General features: G+C 61.7%; 17 protein-coding genes and 1 other RNA gene. 9 read left to right on the forward strand and 9 right to left on the reverse strand.

Going from position 1 to position 15,446, the window contains the following annotated elements; all coding sequences use genetic code 11:
• Positions 1 to 13: 13 nt before the first annotated feature.
• Complete coding sequence (locus EXN22_RS00410) at positions 14 to 568, reverse strand: YecA/YgfB family protein (RefSeq protein ID WP_130261951.1); 555 nt, start codon at positions 566 to 568, stop codon at positions 14 to 16.
• Between the two features lie 152 nt (positions 569 to 720).
• Here EXN22_RS00410 and EXN22_RS00415 point away from each other — a divergent pair, with 152 nt between their 5' ends.
• The 4 genes from EXN22_RS00415 (at position 721) to EXN22_RS00430 (ending at position 2,128) form a co-directional block, all read left to right on the forward strand.
• The gene (locus EXN22_RS00415; protein WP_130261952.1) at positions 721 to 930 is read left to right on the forward strand and encodes a TIGR02449 family protein; all 210 of its coding nucleotides are present in this window, start codon (positions 721 to 723) and stop codon (positions 928 to 930) included.
• Positions 927 to 1,244: a cell division protein ZapA gene (locus EXN22_RS00420; RefSeq protein WP_130261953.1), complete on the forward strand. Its 318-nt coding sequence runs from the start codon at positions 927 to 929 to the stop codon at positions 1,242 to 1,244. Before EXN22_RS00415 ends, EXN22_RS00420 begins: the two co-directional genes overlap by 4 nt.
• Before the next feature lie 18 nt (positions 1,245 to 1,262).
• A non-coding RNA gene (gene ssrS / locus EXN22_RS00425) (6S RNA) lies at positions 1,263 to 1,440 on the forward strand.
• A gap of 79 nt (positions 1,441 to 1,519) precedes the next feature.
• Entirely contained in the window at positions 1,520 to 2,128 is a 609-nt protein-coding gene (locus EXN22_RS00430) for a 5-formyltetrahydrofolate cyclo-ligase (protein ID WP_130261954.1), read from the forward strand.
• Between the two features lie 18 nt (positions 2,129 to 2,146).
• Here the strand turns inward: EXN22_RS00430 and EXN22_RS26135 are convergent, their stop codons facing one another.
• A complete protein-coding gene (locus EXN22_RS26135) occupies positions 2,147 to 2,287 on the reverse strand; it encodes a hypothetical protein (protein WP_165392175.1) in 141 nt (46 codons plus the stop codon).
• Positions 2,288 to 2,465: 178 nt separating this feature from the next.
• Between EXN22_RS26135 and EXN22_RS00435 the strand changes: the two genes are divergently transcribed.
• The 4 genes from EXN22_RS00435 to EXN22_RS00450 all read left to right on the forward strand — a co-directional run bounded on the left by EXN22_RS00435 (position 2,466) and on the right by EXN22_RS00450 (position 7,812).
• Positions 2,466 to 2,915 carry an EVE domain-containing protein gene (locus tag EXN22_RS00435; protein ID WP_130261955.1) on the forward strand — a complete coding sequence of 150 codons (450 nt, stop codon included), beginning with the start codon at positions 2,466 to 2,468 and terminating at the stop codon, positions 2,913 to 2,915.
• Between the two features lie 96 nt (positions 2,916 to 3,011).
• The gene (locus EXN22_RS00440; RefSeq protein WP_407691939.1) at positions 3,012 to 3,977 is read left to right on the forward strand and encodes an HlyD family secretion protein; all 966 of its coding nucleotides are present in this window, start codon (positions 3,012 to 3,014) and stop codon (positions 3,975 to 3,977) included.
• The gene (gene rbbA, locus EXN22_RS00445; protein ID WP_130261956.1) at positions 3,974 to 6,697 is read left to right on the forward strand and encodes a ribosome-associated ATPase/putative transporter RbbA; all 2,724 of its coding nucleotides are present in this window, start codon (positions 3,974 to 3,976) and stop codon (positions 6,695 to 6,697) included. The genes EXN22_RS00440 and rbbA overlap by 4 nt, the downstream gene beginning before the upstream one ends.
• Positions 6,697 to 7,812 (forward strand): ABC transporter permease, encoded by a 1,116-nt coding sequence (locus EXN22_RS00450; RefSeq protein ID WP_130261957.1) that lies wholly within the window; start codon positions 6,697 to 6,699, stop codon positions 7,810 to 7,812. Before rbbA ends, EXN22_RS00450 begins: the two co-directional genes overlap by 1 nt.
• Here EXN22_RS00450 and EXN22_RS00455 read toward each other — a convergent pair whose 3' ends face one another.
• Positions 7,813 to 8,217: a flagellar basal body-associated protein FliL gene (locus tag EXN22_RS00455; protein ID WP_130261958.1), complete on the reverse strand. Its 405-nt coding sequence runs from the start codon at positions 8,215 to 8,217 to the stop codon at positions 7,813 to 7,815. It lies immediately after the preceding gene.
• Between the two features lie 156 nt (positions 8,218 to 8,373).
• Here EXN22_RS00455 and EXN22_RS00460 point away from each other — a divergent pair, with 156 nt between their 5' ends.
• Entirely contained in the window at positions 8,374 to 9,351 is a 978-nt protein-coding gene (locus EXN22_RS00460; RefSeq protein WP_130261959.1) for an NADPH:quinone oxidoreductase family protein, read from the forward strand.
• 26 nt (positions 9,352 to 9,377) lie between these two features.
• On the opposite strand, the gene EXN22_RS00465 is transcribed toward EXN22_RS00460, so the two are convergent.
• The 6 genes from EXN22_RS00465 to trxA all read right to left on the reverse strand — a co-directional run bounded on the left by EXN22_RS00465 (position 9,378) and on the right by trxA (position 15,416).
• Positions 9,378 to 10,019, reverse strand: coding sequence for an energy transducer TonB (locus EXN22_RS00465; RefSeq protein ID WP_130261960.1), 642 nt, complete (start codon positions 10,017 to 10,019; stop codon positions 9,378 to 9,380).
• A 79-nt stretch (positions 10,020 to 10,098) separates the two neighbouring features.
• Positions 10,099 to 10,764: a gamma-glutamylcyclotransferase gene (locus EXN22_RS00470; protein WP_130261961.1), complete on the reverse strand. Its 666-nt coding sequence runs from the start codon at positions 10,762 to 10,764 to the stop codon at positions 10,099 to 10,101.
• Between the two features lie 276 nt (positions 10,765 to 11,040).
• A complete protein-coding gene (locus EXN22_RS00475; protein ID WP_130261962.1) occupies positions 11,041 to 12,009 on the reverse strand; it encodes a CDP-6-deoxy-delta-3,4-glucoseen reductase in 969 nt (322 codons plus the stop codon).
• Positions 12,010 to 13,476: a 4-hydroxy-3-polyprenylbenzoate decarboxylase gene (gene ubiD / locus EXN22_RS00480; protein ID WP_130261963.1), complete on the reverse strand. Its 1,467-nt coding sequence runs from the start codon at positions 13,474 to 13,476 to the stop codon at positions 12,010 to 12,012.
• A 121-nt stretch (positions 13,477 to 13,597) separates the two neighbouring features.
• Positions 13,598 to 14,857 (reverse strand): transcription termination factor Rho, encoded by a 1,260-nt coding sequence (gene rho, locus EXN22_RS00485; protein WP_028942380.1) that lies wholly within the window; start codon positions 14,855 to 14,857, stop codon positions 13,598 to 13,600.
• Between the two features lie 229 nt (positions 14,858 to 15,086).
• Positions 15,087 to 15,416 (reverse strand): thioredoxin TrxA, encoded by a 330-nt coding sequence (gene trxA / locus EXN22_RS00490; protein ID WP_130261964.1) that lies wholly within the window; start codon positions 15,414 to 15,416, stop codon positions 15,087 to 15,089.
• Positions 15,417 to 15,446 lie beyond the last annotated feature (30 nt).

The following is a 15,446-nucleotide window of genomic DNA, read 5'->3' on the forward strand; positions in this document are numbered from 1 at the left end:
CAATCCTGGTTGATCAGTGCAGCGAAGGTTTGGCCGCAGGTTCGCCCGGCTTGGCCAGCTCGGTAAAGAGCAGCAGCGGCGCAACGCGCAGGTATTCCATGACTTCCATATAGTCGTTTTCGCCGTCTTCGGACTCTTCCAGGGCCTCCTGGATCTGAGAAATGGCAACCAGGTCGTTCAGCACGTCCTTGGCGTCGGCGCTCAGTTCCAGGCCACCGGCGTTCTGCCCGAAACCGGAGAGAAAGCCCTGGCACCACTGGCCAAGAGCAGCGGCTCGCTCGGTCAGCGGTGCATCATCGCCTGGTAACAGCAGAACGATGGTGATGTCTTCACCAGACAACTCACCCTTGACCATCTCCTGCAGGCCGATCAAAGCGTTACGAACGTTGTCTGCCGGCTCGCTTTCCAACAGGCCGGCGGCGTCTGCCAACCAGCCCTCGGCATCGAAGCCGGCACCGGCGCAGCTGCGCCCGAGCAACAGCCCGTGCAGTTCGGCAGGGGAAACAGGATGCCCGTTGCTGCTGAGCAAGGTGGCGAAAGCGGTGTACGGCGAATTGATATTGGGCATGGGCAACTAGGCGCCAGACGGCGCAATGACTAGAATGAAGACCTTGTATCCTAGCACCGGCAGGCGCGCCAAGACCATCGACGCGGCCAACTCCGGGCTAGCCAGGGCATAAACCGGGCAACCACCCGCAAGACCGAATCGAGTGGCAACCAATGCAAGAGAACGATCTGCAAGCGCTGATGGGCCGATTCGAACTGCTGATTGAGCGGGTCGAGCAACTAAAACGGCAAAACACACTCTTATTAGCTCAGGAAAAATCCTGGCGTGAAGAGCGCGCCCACCTCATCGAAAAAAATGAAATCGCCCGGCGTAAGGTCGAATCGATGATTTTGCGACTCAAGGCCCTGGAGCAAGACTCATGAGCTCAAGCAATAGCGTCACTGTTCAAATTCTCGACAAAGAGTATTCGATCATCTGTCCGCCGGAAGAGCGCAGCAACCTGGTCAGCGCCGCGCGCTACCTGGACGGCAAGATGCGCGAGATTCGCAGCAGCGGCAAAGTCATCGGCGCCGACCGGATTGCCGTGATGGCCGCGCTGAACATTACCCACGACCTGCTGCACAACCAGGAACGCCCGGATGTACCGGCCGCTGGCGCTACCCGCGAACAGGTCCGCGACCTGCTCGAACGCGTCGATCAGGCCTTGGCCGACGATCAAGATTCAAATAAGGGTTGAGTATCGGTATACTGGCGCCACTCCCTGGAGTGCTTGCCAGTCGGTCATGTCCCTGAGCCGATACGCACAACCACGGGGGTTGCACGTGGGGCCGGTGTGCATGTCCGCTTGACGGAAAGCCTTAACGCCTCCTGCAATCTCCACCTTGAACTTTCGGGTTCAAGGGCTACACCGACAGCGGTTCGTCGGGGAGCCTGAATTCTTTGCCTGCCCTTCTGCGCCGGCAATCGAGCTGCCACCCGTGGGTGGCAGCCCTCTCTGGGACCGCCCGTGCCATGACCGACACCGCGCCGCTTACCCGCCCCCAACTTCGCCGCCTGCTTCGCGATGCCCGCCGCGCCCTGACGCCGGCCGAACAACGCCAGGCAGCCCGTGGCCTGTACCGACAACTGGCGCAGCACCCGCTGTTTCGCCGGGCAAAGCACATCGCCCTTTACCTGCCCAATGATTGCGAAATCGACCCGCGCCTGCTGATGCTTGAAGCCCAGCGCCGGGGCAAGCATACCTACCTGCCGGTGCTGCACGCCTGGCCGAAAACCAAGATGGTGTTCCAGCGCATCGAGGCCGGCGAGAAACTGCGGCCCAACCGCTTTCGCATCCCCGAGCCGCACATCAATCTCGCCCGGCAACGACCGATCTGGGCGCTGGACCTGATCCTGCTGCCGCTGGTGGGTTTTGATGAAATAGGTGGCCGGCTCGGCATGGGCGGTGGTTTCTATGACCGCAGCCTGGCCTATCAGGCCCGTCGCAAGGCCTGGAAAAAACCGTTGCTGCTGGGCCTGGCCCATGAATGCCAGAAGGTCGAGCGTCTGGCGCAAGCCAGTTGGGATGTACCGCTGCAGGGGACGGTCTCGGACCGTGGCTGGTACCTGGCGCCCGCATGAAAAGCGCCAGCAAGGCAATCAACGCTGTTGCGGATTGACCGGCATTTCGTAGGGGGCGTCGAGCTTGCGTTCCCAAAGGCTTTGCGCATAACCGGTAGTGACAACACCCAAACCGAACAGAAATACCAGAATCCAGAGTAAATCCGGTTTGCGATTCATCGATTGCCCCCCTCAGGCAAACTGATCACGTTGTCAGCAACGATTTTGTTGTTGCAGCAGCGTCAAGCTTAAAATGCGCGCATTCTCCGACAACCTGAGGCGACACGCAAACGTTGACGCCAACCGACCGTCGGTTTCCTGAAACAGGTTATTTCCAACTTTGTCTGGAGCAGCACCCATGGCCTATTGGCTGATGAAATCCGAGCCCGACGAACTCTCGATCAAAGACCTGGCCCGCCTGGGCGAAGCCCGCTGGGACGGCGTGCGCAACTACCAGGCGCGCAACTTCTTGCGCGCCATGGCCGTGGGTGACCAATTCTTCTTCTACCACTCCAGCTGCCCGGAACCGGGCATTGCCGGCATCGCCCGCATCAGCGCCGCAGCCTACCCCGATCCCACCGCGCTGGACCCGCAAAGCCATTACTTCGACGCCAAAGCCAACGCCGAAAAAAACCCGTGGAGCGCCGTGGACGTCGCCCATGTCGAAACCTTCGGCAAGGTTTTGCAACTGGGCTATCTCAAGCAGCAAACCGCCCTGGCCGAACTGGCACTGGTACAAAAGGGCAGCCGGCTTTCGGTGATGCCGGTTACCGCCGAACAATGGGCCGCGGTACTCGCACTGCGATAAACAGGGTAGGATTGCCGCTCATTTGACGAACATCAACGCACCAGGACCGGTGCGGCGTCACAATTTGACGTTAATGCAGCAAGGATTGCCTCCCCCATGTCGATGAGCCAACACACGCCCAAACTCTTCGCCGGCGCCTTGATCGCCCTGCTCCTGGCCGCTGGCGGCCTGGGCTACTGGAAGTCCCTGCATGACCGCCTGCCCGAAGGCCTGAGCATGGGCAATGGCCGGCTTGAAGCCACCGAAGTGCAGATCGCCAGCAAGATTCCCGGGCGCCTGGCCCAGGTGCTGGTCGATGAAGGCGATACGGTCAAGCAGGGGCAGTTGCTCGCCCGCATCGACACCCGCACCCTCGAAGCCCAACGCAGCCAGGCCGAAGCCGAAGTGCTGCGCGCCCAGGAAAACTACTCGGCAGCCCAGGCCACGGTGCAACTACGCCAGAGCGAGCAATTGCTGGCCAGCCAGGAGCTCAAGCGCGTTCGCGAGATTTTCCAGCGCAATTACGCCAGCCAGCAATTGCTTGATCAACAGCAAGCCCGCTATGACACCAGCAACTCCGCCGTGCTCGCCGCCCGTGCGCAACTGGCCGCGATCAAGGCCGCGATCGGCGCTGCCCAAGCCCAGGTCGCGCAACTGACCAGCGAAATCGACGACAGCAGCCTGCGTGCACCGATCAACGGGGTGATCCAGCTACGCCTGGCCGAGCCGGGTGAAGTGCTCGGTGCCGGCGGCCGCGTACTGATGCTGATCGATCCGAGCGATCAGTACATGAACCTGTACCTGCCCGCCTCCACCACCGGCCGCCTGACCGTCGGCGATCAGGCGCGCATCGTCCTCGATGCCTTGCCCGACCGGGCGTTGCCGGCGAAAATCGCCTTTGTCGCGGCCAAAGCACAATTCACCCCCAAACAAGTGGAAACCCGTGACGAGCGCCAGAAGCTGGTGTTCCGGGTCAAGCTGCGCCTGAGCGAACCGAGCGCCGTGCCCCAGGCCAAACCCGGCATGCCGGGCGCAGGCTATGTGCGCACCGCTGATGTGGACTGGCCGGCCAACCTGCAATGAGCGCGCCGGCGCTGCACGCCGAGGGCATCTGCCACCGCTACGGCGGGTTGAATGCCCTGCAGGACATCGCCTTCAGCCTACCGGCTGGAACACGCTGCGGCTTGATCGGCCCGGACGGTGCTGGCAAATCGAGCCTGCTCGGCCTCATAGCCGGGGTGAAAAAGCTGCAAAGCGGTGAGCTGCAAGTGCTCGGCGGCTCGATCCGCCAGCGCCGCCATCGCAACAGCCTGTACCCGCGCATCGCCTTCATGCCCCAAGGGCTGGGCAATAACCTCTACCCTGAGCTGTCGATCAGCGAGAACATCCGCTTCTTCGCCACCCTGTTCGGCCTTGGCGCCAAGGAGTGCGAGCAGCGCATGCACAACCTGCTGCTGGCCACCGACCTGCTGCGCTTTGCCGAGCGCCCGGCAGGCAAATTGTCGGGCGGCATGAAGCAGAAGCTCGGGCTTTGCTGCGCATTGATTCACGAACCGGACCTGCTGATCCTCGATGAACCCACCACCGGTGTCGACCCGCTGTCGCGCCGGCGCTTCTGGGAGCTGATCGAGCAGGTGCGCCAGGAGCGCCCGCAACTGACCCTGCTGGTCGCCACGGCCTACATGGAAGAGGCCGAACAGTTCGAACACTGCCTGATGCTCGACCGTGGCCGGCTGATTGCCGCAGGCTTGAGTCGATCACTTGCCGACGCCACCGCAAGCGGCAAGCTCGATGACGCCTTCACCCACTTTCAAGGCGATAGCCAGCACAGCCAGCAGCCCTTGCTGATCCCGCCGCGTGATAACGCCAATGCCGAAATAGCCATCGAAGCTCACGAGCTGACCCTGCGCTTCGGCGACTTCACCGCCGTGAACAAGGTCAGCTTTGCCATCGGCCGGGGCGAGATCTTCGGCTTTCTCGGCTCCAACGGCTGTGGCAAGACCACCACCATGAAGGTGCTCACCGGCCTGATGCCGGCCAGCGAAGGCAGCGCCACCCTGCTCGGCCGCCCGGTGAACGCCAAGGACCTGGCCACGCGCAAGCGGGTCGGCTTCATGTCCCAGAGCTTCTCGTTGTATGGCGAACTGAGCGTGCGGCAGAACCTGGACCTGCATGCACGGCTGTTCGATCTGCCCAAGGCCGAAAGCGGCCCGCGAATTACCGAGCTGATCGAGCGCTTCGATCTTGGCGCCATCGCCGACCAGCAATCCGGCGCCCTGCCCCTGGGTCTGCGTCAGCGCCTGTCACTGGCGGTGGCGGTACTGCATCGCCCGGAAGTGCTGATCCTCGACGAACCAACCTCAGGCGTCGACCCTGCCGCTCGCGATGACTTCTGGCGTTTGCTGATCGAGTTGTCGCGGGACCAGGGGGTAACCATCTTCCTCTCCACCCACTTCATGAACGAAGCCCTGCGCTGCGACCGGATCTCGCTGATGCATGCTGGCAAGGTCCTGGCCTGCGATACCCCGGCAGCGCTGCAACAGCAATTTGGCGGCGCCACCCTGGAAGACGCCTTCGTCACCTGCCTGGAACAGGCCCAGGGCGCCAGCGAAGCGCCCGCAGCCAGCACCGAGTTGCAGACCCCAGCCAGTACTGCGCCCCTGCACCTGCGCCAAGGTTTCAGCGTGAAGCGCCTGTTCGCCGTTGCCACCCGCGAAGGCAAGGAACTGCTGCGCGACAAGGTGCGCCTGGCTTTTGCCCTGCTCGGCGCGCTGTTCATGATGGTGATCTTCGGCTACGGCATCTCCCTGGATGTGGAGAACCTTGCCTTCGCTGTCTACGACCAGGACCAGAGCCCGCAAAGCCGGGCTTACCTGGAGGCGTTCCGTGGCTCGCGTTATTTTGCCGAACAGACGCCGATCCGCGACGCCGCCCAACTGCACAAGCGCCTGCAGCGATCGGAAATCAAACTGGCTCTGGAGATCCCACCCGGCTTTGGCCGCGACCTGTACGCCGGGCGCCAACCGGTGGTGGCCGCCTGGCTCGACGGCGGCATGCCGTTCCGTGCCGAAACCAGCCGCAACTATGTCGAGGCCGTGCACCAAGCCAACCTTGAGCAACTGGCAGCGTTGAGCAGCAAGGCCCAGCCTGGGCAAAGCCCGGTGCGCCTGGAGACCCGCTTTCGCTACAACCAGGACGTGGTCAGCGTGAACGCCATCGGCCCCGGAGTGATGGCGCTGATCCTCGCCTTCATCCCGGCCATGCTCACCGCATTGGGCATCGTGCGTGAGAAGGAACTGGGCTCGATCACCAACTTCTATGCCACACCGCTGACCCGCCTGGAATTCCTGCTCGGCAAGCAGGCGCCCTACCTGGCGGTAAGCCTGATCAACCTGGTGCTGCTGGTGGCGATGAACCGCTGGCTGTTTGGCGTGCCGTTCAAGGGCAGCGCCCTGGCCCTGGCCTGCGGCGGCCTGTTGTACCTGTTGGCGACCACCAGCCTGGGCCTGTTGATCTCGGCCTTTACCCGCACTCAGATCGCCGCGATCCTCGGCACCATGATCATCACCAGCCTGCCGACCATCCAGTTCTCCGGGCTGATCGTACCGCGCTCCTCACTCGATGGCGCTGCGGCATTGATGGGCCAGTTGTTCCCGGCCGGCTACTTTCTCGACATCGCCGTCGGCACCTTTACCAAGGCCCTGGACTTGCGTGAGCTGTGGCCGCAGTGCCTGGCACTGCTGGGCTTCTTTGTCGGCTTCACCGGCCTGAGCCTGGCCATGCTGAAAAAGCAGGAGGTCTGATGCATCGCCTGGCCCATACCCTGCGCCTGGGGCTCAAAGAGTTGACCAGCCTGCGCCACGACAGCGTGCTGCTGTTGTTCCTGCTGTATGCCTTCAGCGTGGCAATCTATATGCCGGCCGCAGGCTCCGTGATAGGCGTACACAACGCCAGCGTCGCAGTGGTCGACGAAGACCACAGCCTGGTTTCGCGCAAGCTTGCCGAAGCCTTGCAGCCGCCGGAGTTCCAGCGCGCTGTGCCGCTGGCCTACGACCAGCTCGACCAGTCCATGGACAGCGGCCGCTACACCTTCGTAATCAATGTGCCGGTGAACTTCCAGACCGACCTGCTCGCCGGACGCTCGCCAGAGCTGCAAGTCAACGTCGACGCCACCGCCATGAGCCAGGCGTTCATGGGCGCCGGTTACATTGGCCGGATCGTCGAGCACGAACTGCGTGATTACGCCAACCAGGGCTCGGCCAGTAGCGGGCCGGCCCTGCTCAGCGCCCGCGCACTGTTCAACCCCAACCTTGAGGGCGGCTGGTTCCTGGCGGTGATCCAGATCGTCAATAACATCACCATCCTGGCTATCGTGCTGACTGGCACGGCGCTGCTGCGCGAGCGTGAACACGGCACCCTCGACCACCTGTTGGTACTGCCGCTCACCGCCCTGGAGATCATGCTGGCAAAAATCGGCAGCAATGCCCTGGTCGTGGTGCTGTGCACCTGGGTGTCGTTGGAAGTGATTGTCAAAGGGGCGCTAGGAGTGCCTCTGGCAGGATCGCTGGGATTGTTTCTGGCGGTGACGGCGCTGTACCTGTTCGCCAGTACCGCGCTGGGGATCTTCCTCGCCACCTTGGCACGCTCGACCCCGCAATTCGGTCTGCTGGCAATTCCGGTGATCATCCCGATGCTGTTGCTCTCGGGCGGCAGCACACCGCTGGACAGCATGCCGCAGTGGCTGCAATGGGTCATGCAGGGCTCGCCCTCAACCCACTTCGTCAGCCTTAGTGCGGCAATTTTGTTTCGCGACGCCGGGCTGGAAGTGGTGTGGCCCGACCTTGCGGCGCTCGCCGCCATTGGCCTGGCCTTTTTCGCCATTGCCCTGGCACGCTTTCGCCGCAGCCTGACGTCCTGATTACTGGACGATCAGGTTGTTGAACAGCAGGTCGTCAACGGTCGGCTTGCCTTCTTCGTTTTCGAGCACTTGCTGAACTTGCTTGAGAGCTTCCTGACGCAGCTTTTCCTTGGCCTCGACGTTGCTCATGGCTTCCAGGTTCTGCTGGGTGAACAGCGCCACCAGCTGGTTACGGATCAGCGGCTCGTGATGCTTGACCACTGCCGCGGCAGCGTCGCTATTGACCCGCAGGGCCACATCGGCCTTGTACACGCGCAGTTTCGGGCTGCCATCGAGGGCATAGTTACCCACAAACGGCGGGCTCAGGGAGATGTAGGAGACTTTCGGCTCCCCTTCCTTGGCTTCCTCGGCCATGGCCACCATCGGCAGCATCAGCGCCAGTACCATCAAGATCCACGCTTTCACGAATTCGCTCCTCATACAGTTGGCGCCAGCATACCCAGCGCGCCGGTCAAACCCAAGCCCGGGCTTATGCCGGCCTATCAGGGCGGGCCATGCTCGTTGACCCGGCACCTCGCCCACCTACACTTATCGGCCACTACGCGCAAAGGAATAGTCCCGATGAAAGCTGTGTTGTGCAAAGCCCTTGGTCCGGCGCAAAACCTGGTGGTGGAGGACGTCGCCAGCCCCGTGCCGAAGAAGAACGAGATTCTGCTCGATGTGCAGGCCGCCGGGGTCAATTTTCCCGACACCCTGATCATCGAGGGCAAGTACCAGTTCCAGCCGCCGCTGCCGTTCTCACCCGGTGGCGAAGCCGCCGGTGTGGTCAGCGCCGTGGGTGAAAAGGCTGGCAACCTGAAAGTTGGCGACCGGGTCATGGCCCTGACTGGCTGGGGCAGCTTTGCCGAGCAGGTGGCAGTACCGGCCTATAACGTGCTGCCGATTCCGGCGCAGATGGACTTCACCACGGCTGCCGCCTTCGGCATGACCTACGGCACCTCGATGCACGCCCTCAATCAGCGCGGCCAGCTCAAGGCCGGAGAAACACTGCTGGTGCTGGGCGCTTCCGGTGGGGTTGGCCTGGCAGCGGTGGAAATCGGCAAAGCCATGGGCGCGCGGGTGATTGCCGCAGCCAGCAGCGCCGAGAAACTTGCCGTGGCCAAGGCGGCGGGTGCCGATGAGCTTATCAACTACAGCCAAGCCAGCCTCAAGGACGAGATCAAGCGCCTGACCGGCGGTAATGGCGCCGATGTGATCTACGACCCGGTCGGCGGCGATCTGTTTGACCAGGCGGTGCGCGGTATCGCCTGGAACGGCCGTTTGCTGGTGGTCGGTTTTGCCAGCGGGCGCATTCCCGAGCTGCCGGTCAACCTGGCGCTGCTCAAGGGCGCGGCGGTGCTCGGGGTGTTCTGGGGAGCGTTTGCCCAGCGTCAGCCGGCGGACAATGCGGCGAACTTCCAGCAGTTGTTTGCCTGGTTTGCCGAGGGCAAGCTCAAGCCGCTGGTATCGCAGACCTTCGGGCTGGCTGAAGCGGGTGCAGCCATCGAGCTGCTTGGCCAGCGCAAGGCAGTGGGCAAACTGGTGGTTACCACCGCCTGAGCCGAACAGGCACTTGCCCAGGGGCCTCAAAGCGCCTGGGCAAGCTTCTCGCGCAGTGGCGAAGGCCAGACATCGACAAAGTCCAGGCCAGGATAGGTTCGACAGCGCTCGACGATCCCCGGCAGTGCTTGCTCGAAAGCCTGCGAGGCAACCCGCGACTTTTTGAAACTGGTGGCACCGCCTTCGGTAGCCTGGGCGATCATACGAATCGACACCCGGGTGGTTTGCATGTCGTTGAGTGAGCGGGTGGGCGCATCCTTGCGGTACAACGCCACCTCGTCATTGAACTGCCTGCAGGTCATCACGATCAGGCCGGCACGCTCGAAGATCTCCATCCACTGCCTTTTGTCGTTGAGACGAAAGACCAGGTCATTCTCCACATCGACCATCGGCGGGTTTTCGGTCGATACCGTCCACGGTTTGAAACGCCAATGGCGCACGGCCTCCAGCGCAGCCGCGGTAAATGCCGGGTCACTGCTTTGAAGGGCTTGCACATCGCTGACCACCCCATCAAAGCGAACCTTGAAGCCCACCCTGACCGAACCGGTAATGGCCGACTTGCGTAACTCGGCCGGATACACCGGGATGGTTTTTTCGACAAACTCCAGTTTGATATCAGCCTGGGCCACCCCGGCTGCCAACAGCAACGACGCTGCGAACCACTTCATCCTTGATCCTGCCTGTCCATTGAACCTCAGACCGCGATACTAGCGCCTCAACGCTTTCCAGACAAAGTAACGATTCTCATTATTGAGACAGAATGTTGGCCTGCAACTGCACGTGACAGCGCCTGAAGCGAGCTTCCAGGTTGCGATCGGGCATGGCATGGCTACGCAAGGCGTGCAGAGTCTGCTCGACATAGTCGCGGGTGCTGCCGTACCTGCCCTTGGCATTGGCGAAGATCTGGCTGAGCAAGGTATCGGGCAGGTTGCCGGCATAACAGGGCAAATGCCGTTCAAGGACGAAACCCAGGGCCTGGATTTTGCTGCCATCTTCCAGGCGACAATTGAGCCAGTGCGGACGGTACGCAGGGTAAGGCATCTCCCGCTGCCACAAGGCCAGCAGCGACTCTTGCAGGCAGTCCTCTGGCAGCCGGTAGGCAAAACCACTGCATGAACCGCCACGGTCCAGGCCGAAGACCAGACCCGGGCATTCCGGCGTGCCGCGGTGCTCGTGGGACCACAAGTACAAGCCGCGATGATAACCATGCACCCGCGCCCGACGCCGTTCAACGGCGTTGCACTCCGGACGCCAGATCAACGAGCCGTAGGCAAACAACCATACCGGGCCACCCTGATGCCGCGACATGGTGTGCTGGACGGAATGAACAAGTTGCTCGCGAGTTAATTGTTCGCCGAAATCAAGCAACGGCGGATAGGCCACATTCAAAGATACCGTTTCGCTCGCCGACATAGCTGCCGCCACACTTCCCCGTGAATTACCAAAGCGTTGCACTATAAGGCAAGGCACTGTGCACAGAGTTACCGTACGGCAGATAAGCGCCGGAATACAAGCCCCCAGGCGCCCTGAACCGATAACAACGGTCGTGCCGAAGCCATATCAGGTGCACTGTTTCAAGTGTAGTGAAAGTTATTTTCAATGCCGGCAAGAATCAGCCGCTTATAACCGCGACCTGCACTGTCTTTTATGTAAACCGGCACGCTGTTGCAGCGTGCCTTATTCCGTCATTCAATTGCGCGGGGCATAAGCGAATACATCGGCGCGCATCTGATGCGCATCCATGCCGGCTTCGACCAGGGCATCGAGGGTGGCATAGATCATGTTTGGCGAACCGCTGCCATAAACATACACACCGGTCAGCTCGCTGATGTCTTCGCACACCGCCTCGTGCAGCATGCCGCAGCGCCCTTCCCAGCCACACAGGTCGCTGACCACCTTGTGCAGGAACAGGTTGGGCAGACGCTCCCATTCATCCCAGTGCTCGATCTGGTAGAAGTCTTCAGGCAACCGCACACCCCAGTACAGGTGCACCGGATGCTTGAAACCACTGGCACGGCAATGTTCGATCAGGCTGTGCATCTGCGCCATGCCGGTACCGGCAGCGATCAGCACCAGCGGGCCGTCAGGCAGTTCGGCCAGGTGCGTGTCACCGAATGGCATTTCAAGCCACGCCATGCCGGTGCGCCGCAGTTGCGCAATCAGCTCCACGGCGCTGTTCTCACGGGCCAGTACATGCAGTTCCAGATCGCGGCCGCTGTGGGGTGCCGAGGCCAGCGAGAAAGCCGCCTTGTCACCACTGTCGCGCTCGATCATCAGGTACTGCCCGGCGTGGTAGCGTGGCGGCTTGCCAGCCGGCGCGCGCAGGCGCACACGCCAGACATCGCCGCCGACTTCGACACACTCACTGAGCTGACAAGCCAGCTTCCTTACCGGCAGCTCGCCCAGGGCCAGCACGCCATCCCACAACAAGACACAGTCCTCCAGGGGTTCGGCGATACAAGTGAACAGTTCGCCGTGATCACGCTCCACGCCGTCCTGGCGCACCCGGCCTTCCACCAGCAGGGCGGCACAGACGTGGCAGTTACCATTACGGCAGCTCTGCGGGCAGTCATAGCCCAGGCGCCGCGCCGCATCGAGAATCCTTTCTCCGGGCCTGAGTGCCAAAACGGCCCCGGACGGCTGCAAGGTTACCTGCATTTAGTCTATTCCCAACTGATGCCATAGCTCATCGATCCGCCGGGTGACGGCCTCATCCTTGACGATGACCCGCCCCCACTCGCGCGTGGTTTCACCCGGCCACTTGTGCGTTGCGTCCAGGCCCATCTTCGAACCCAGCCCCGACACCGGCGAGGCGAAGTCCAGGTAGTCGATCGGGGTATTGTCGATCATCACTGTATCGCGCTTGGGGTCCATGCGCGTGGTAATTGCCCAGATCACATCGTTCCAGTCCCGCGCATTGATATCGTCGTCGGTGACAATAACGAATTTGGTGTACATGAACTGTCGCAAAAACGACCAAACCCCCAGCATTACACGCTTGGCGTGGCCTGGGTACTGCTTTTTCATGGTCACCACCGCCATGCGGTACGAGCAGCCTTCGGGCGGCAGGTAGAAGTCGGTGATCTCCGGGAACTGCTTCTGCAGGATCGGCACGAACACTTCGTTCAGCGCTACGCCGAGGATCGCCGGTTCATCCGGCGGCCGGCCGGTGTAGGTGCTGTGGTAGATCGGTTTGGTGCGGTGAGTGATGCGCTCGACCGTGAACACCGGGAAGCTGTCGACTTCGTTGTAGTAACCGGTGTGGTCGCCATAGGGCCCCTCAGGCGCCATCTCGCCTGGATGGATCACGCCTTCGAGGATGATCTCGGCGGTGGCCGGCACCTGCAGATCATTGCCGCGACACTTGACCAGCTCGGTGCGGTTGCCACGCAGCAGGCCGGCAAAAGCGTACTCGGAGAGGGTATCGGGCACCGGCGTCACGGCGCCGAGGATGGTCGCCGGGTCCGCACCCAGGGCCACGGCCACCGGGAACGGCTGCCCAGGGTGCTTCTCGCACCACTCGCGATAGTCCAGGGCGCCGCCACGGTGGCTCAGCCAGCGCATGATGACCTTGTTGCGGCCGATCACCTGCTGACGGTAGATACCCAGGTTCTGGCGGTCCTTGTTCGGCCCACGGGTAACGGTCAGGCCCCAGGTGATCAGCGGTGCAACGTCGCCCGGCCAGCAGTGCTGTATCGGCAGCAGGCCGAGGTCGACATCATCGCCCTCGATGACCACTTCGTGACACGGCGCGTCCTTGACCACCTTCGGCGCCATGGAAATGACCTTCTTGAAGATCGGCAGCTTCGACCAGGCGTCCTTGAGGCCCTTGGGTGGCTCGGGCTCCTTGAGGAAAGCCAGCAGCTTGCCGATTTCACGCAGCTCTTCGGTGGACTCGGCGCCCATGCCCATGGCTACCCGCTCCGGCGTGCCGAACAGGTTGCCGAGCACCGGAATATCGAAGCCGGTCGGCTTTTCGAAAAGCAACGCCGGGCCTTTGGCGCGCAGCGTGCGGTCGCAGACTTCGGTCATTTCCAGGACTGGAGAGATCGGAACCTGGATGCGCTTGAGTTCGCCGCGCTGTTCCAGGCCGCGGATAAAATCGCGCAAATCGCGATACTGCATGCAAAAGCCTCGTCTTGGCCGTATCGGTCGGGGTGCAAAGTGTACGCTGAACCCGGCCAGAATAGCCAAAGTGCAGACAGCAAAAAGCCGGGTTTCCCCGGCTTTCGCATACCGCGTCGAATTACTTGCGTTTCATCGACAGGAAGAACTCATCGTTGGTCTTGGTCTGCTTGAGTTTGTCGATCAAGAACTCGATGGCTGCAACTTCGTCCATCGGGTGCAGCAGCTTGCGCAGGATCCACATGCGCTGCAGTTCGTCATCGGCGGTCAGCAGTTCTTCGCGACGGGTACCCGAACGGTTGATGTTGATGGCCGGGAAGACGCGTTTCTCGGCGATCTTGCGGTCCAGGGGCAGCTCCATGTTGCCGGTACCCTTGAACTCTTCGTAGATCACTTCGTCCATCTTCGAGCCGGTTTCGACCAGCGCGGTGGCGATGATGGTCAGCGAACCGCCTTCTTCGATGTTACGCGCGGCACCGAAGAAACGCTTCGGTTTCTCCAGGGCGTGGGCATCGACACCACCGGTCAGGACCTTGCCGGAGCTCGGGATCACGGTGTTGTAGGCACGGGCCAGACGGGTGATGGAGTCGAGCAGGATGACCACGTCTTTCTTGTGCTCAACCAGGCGCTTGGCCTTCTCGATGACCATCTCGGCAACCTGCACGTGGCGGGTTGGCGGCTCGTCGAAGGTGGAAGCAACCACTTCGCCGCGCACGGTGCGCTGCATTTCGGTCACTTCTTCCGGGCGCTCGTCGATCAGCAGGACGATCAGGTGGCACTCGGGGTTGTTACGGGTGATGTTGGCCGCGATGTTCTGCAGCATGATGGTCTTGCCCGCCTTTGGCGGAGCGACGATCAGGCCACGCTGGCCTTTGCCGATCGGGGCGCAGAGGTCAATAACCCGGCCGGTGAGGTCTTCGGTGGAGCCGTTGCCGGCTTCCATCTTCAGGCGCTCGTTGGGGAACAGCGGCGTCAGGTTCTCGAACAGGATCTTGTTCTTCGCGTTTTCCGGCCGGTCGAAGTTGATGGTGTCGACTTTGAGCAGGGCGAAGTACCGCTCGCCTTCTTTTGGCGGGCGGATCTTGCCGACGATGGTGTCGCCGGTACGCAAGTTGAAACGGCGGATCTGGCTTGGCGACACATAGATGTCGTCCGGGCCGGCCAGGTACGAGGCATCGGCCGAGCGCAGGAAGCCGAAGCCGTCCTGGAGAATCTCCAGCACGCCGTCACCGGAGATTTCCTCGCCGCTTTTCGCATGCTTTTTCAACAGAGAGAAAATCACATCTTGCTTGCGCGAACGGGCCATATTTTCTATGCCCATCTGTTCGGCCATTTCGAGCAGATCGGTAATCGGCTTTTGCTTGAGTTCAGTCAGGTTCATAAGGGGAGTGACGTAATCATGTAAGAAGGGGAAATTAAGCTTCTGGCTTAATGAAGCCGCGCCGCAAAGAAGGCGACAGGATCGCGTACTGATTCGAATTAGGGATGCGTCGGCGACGGCGTGCAGAGGGCACCGAAGAAACAGTGCGAGGCCGAATGTAACACCTGCTTTTTCTGGCGTCTAGTCACCAGACAAAGAAAAGCCCCGACGAATGCGGGGCTTTTTTCACTCAGAGATTGGCGTCCAGGAAGGCTGCCAGCTGAGATTTCGACAGTGCGCCGACCTTGGTGGCCTCGACGTTGCCGTTCTTGAACAGCATCAGCGTCGGGATGCCACGCACGCCGTGCTTGGCCGGGGTTTCCTGGTTGTCGTCGATGTTCAACTTGGCGACGGTCAGTTTGCCCTGGTAAGTAGAAGCGATGTCGTCCAGAACCGGCGCGATCATTTTGCAAGGGCCGCACCATTCAGCCCAGTAGTCGACCAGCACCGGGCCTTCAGCCTTCAGGACTTCGGCTTCGAAGGTGGCGTCGGTGACGTGTTTGATAAGATCGCTGCTCATGGAAGTCTCCAAGGTCGTAAGCAAAAAAAC

The sequence above is a fragment of the Pseudomonas tructae genome (genome assembly GCF_004214895.1).
GTDB lineage: Bacteria > Pseudomonadota > Gammaproteobacteria > Pseudomonadales > Pseudomonadaceae > Aquipseudomonas > Aquipseudomonas tructae.

Excerpts from the sequence above, each read along its gene's own strand:
- EXN22_RS00410 (WP_130261951.1), bottom strand. The coding sequence starts at position 568 with ATGCCCAATATCAATTCGCCGTACACCGCTTTCGCCACCTTGCTCAGC.
- EXN22_RS00415 (WP_130261952.1), top strand. The coding sequence starts at position 721 with ATGCAAGAGAACGATCTGCAAGCGCTGATGGGCCGATTCGAACTGCTG.
- EXN22_RS00420 (WP_130261953.1), top strand. The coding sequence starts at position 927 with ATGAGCTCAAGCAATAGCGTCACTGTTCAAATTCTCGACAAAGAGTAT.
- EXN22_RS00430 (WP_130261954.1), top strand. The coding sequence starts at position 1,520 with ATGACCGACACCGCGCCGCTTACCCGCCCCCAACTTCGCCGCCTGCTT.
- EXN22_RS26135 (WP_165392175.1), bottom strand. The coding sequence starts at position 2,287 with ATGAATCGCAAACCGGATTTACTCTGGATTCTGGTATTTCTGTTCGGT.
- EXN22_RS00435 (WP_130261955.1), top strand. The coding sequence starts at position 2,466 with ATGGCCTATTGGCTGATGAAATCCGAGCCCGACGAACTCTCGATCAAA.
- EXN22_RS00440 (WP_407691939.1), top strand. The coding sequence starts at position 3,012 with ATGTCGATGAGCCAACACACGCCCAAACTCTTCGCCGGCGCCTTGATC.
- rbbA (WP_130261956.1), top strand. The coding sequence starts at position 3,974 with ATGAGCGCGCCGGCGCTGCACGCCGAGGGCATCTGCCACCGCTACGGC.
- EXN22_RS00450 (WP_130261957.1), top strand. The coding sequence starts at position 6,697 with ATGCATCGCCTGGCCCATACCCTGCGCCTGGGGCTCAAAGAGTTGACC.
- EXN22_RS00460 (WP_130261959.1), top strand. The coding sequence starts at position 8,374 with ATGAAAGCTGTGTTGTGCAAAGCCCTTGGTCCGGCGCAAAACCTGGTG.
- EXN22_RS00465 (WP_130261960.1), bottom strand. The coding sequence starts at position 10,019 with ATGAAGTGGTTCGCAGCGTCGTTGCTGTTGGCAGCCGGGGTGGCCCAG.
- EXN22_RS00470 (WP_130261961.1), bottom strand. The coding sequence starts at position 10,764 with ATGTCGGCGAGCGAAACGGTATCTTTGAATGTGGCCTATCCGCCGTTG.
- EXN22_RS00475 (WP_130261962.1), bottom strand. The coding sequence starts at position 12,009 with ATGCAGGTAACCTTGCAGCCGTCCGGGGCCGTTTTGGCACTCAGGCCC.
- ubiD (WP_130261963.1), bottom strand. The coding sequence starts at position 13,476 with ATGCAGTATCGCGATTTGCGCGATTTTATCCGCGGCCTGGAACAGCGC.
- rho (WP_028942380.1), bottom strand. The coding sequence starts at position 14,857 with ATGAACCTGACTGAACTCAAGCAAAAGCCGATTACCGATCTGCTCGAA.
- trxA (WP_130261964.1), bottom strand. The coding sequence starts at position 15,416 with ATGAGCAGCGATCTTATCAAACACGTCACCGACGCCACCTTCGAAGCC.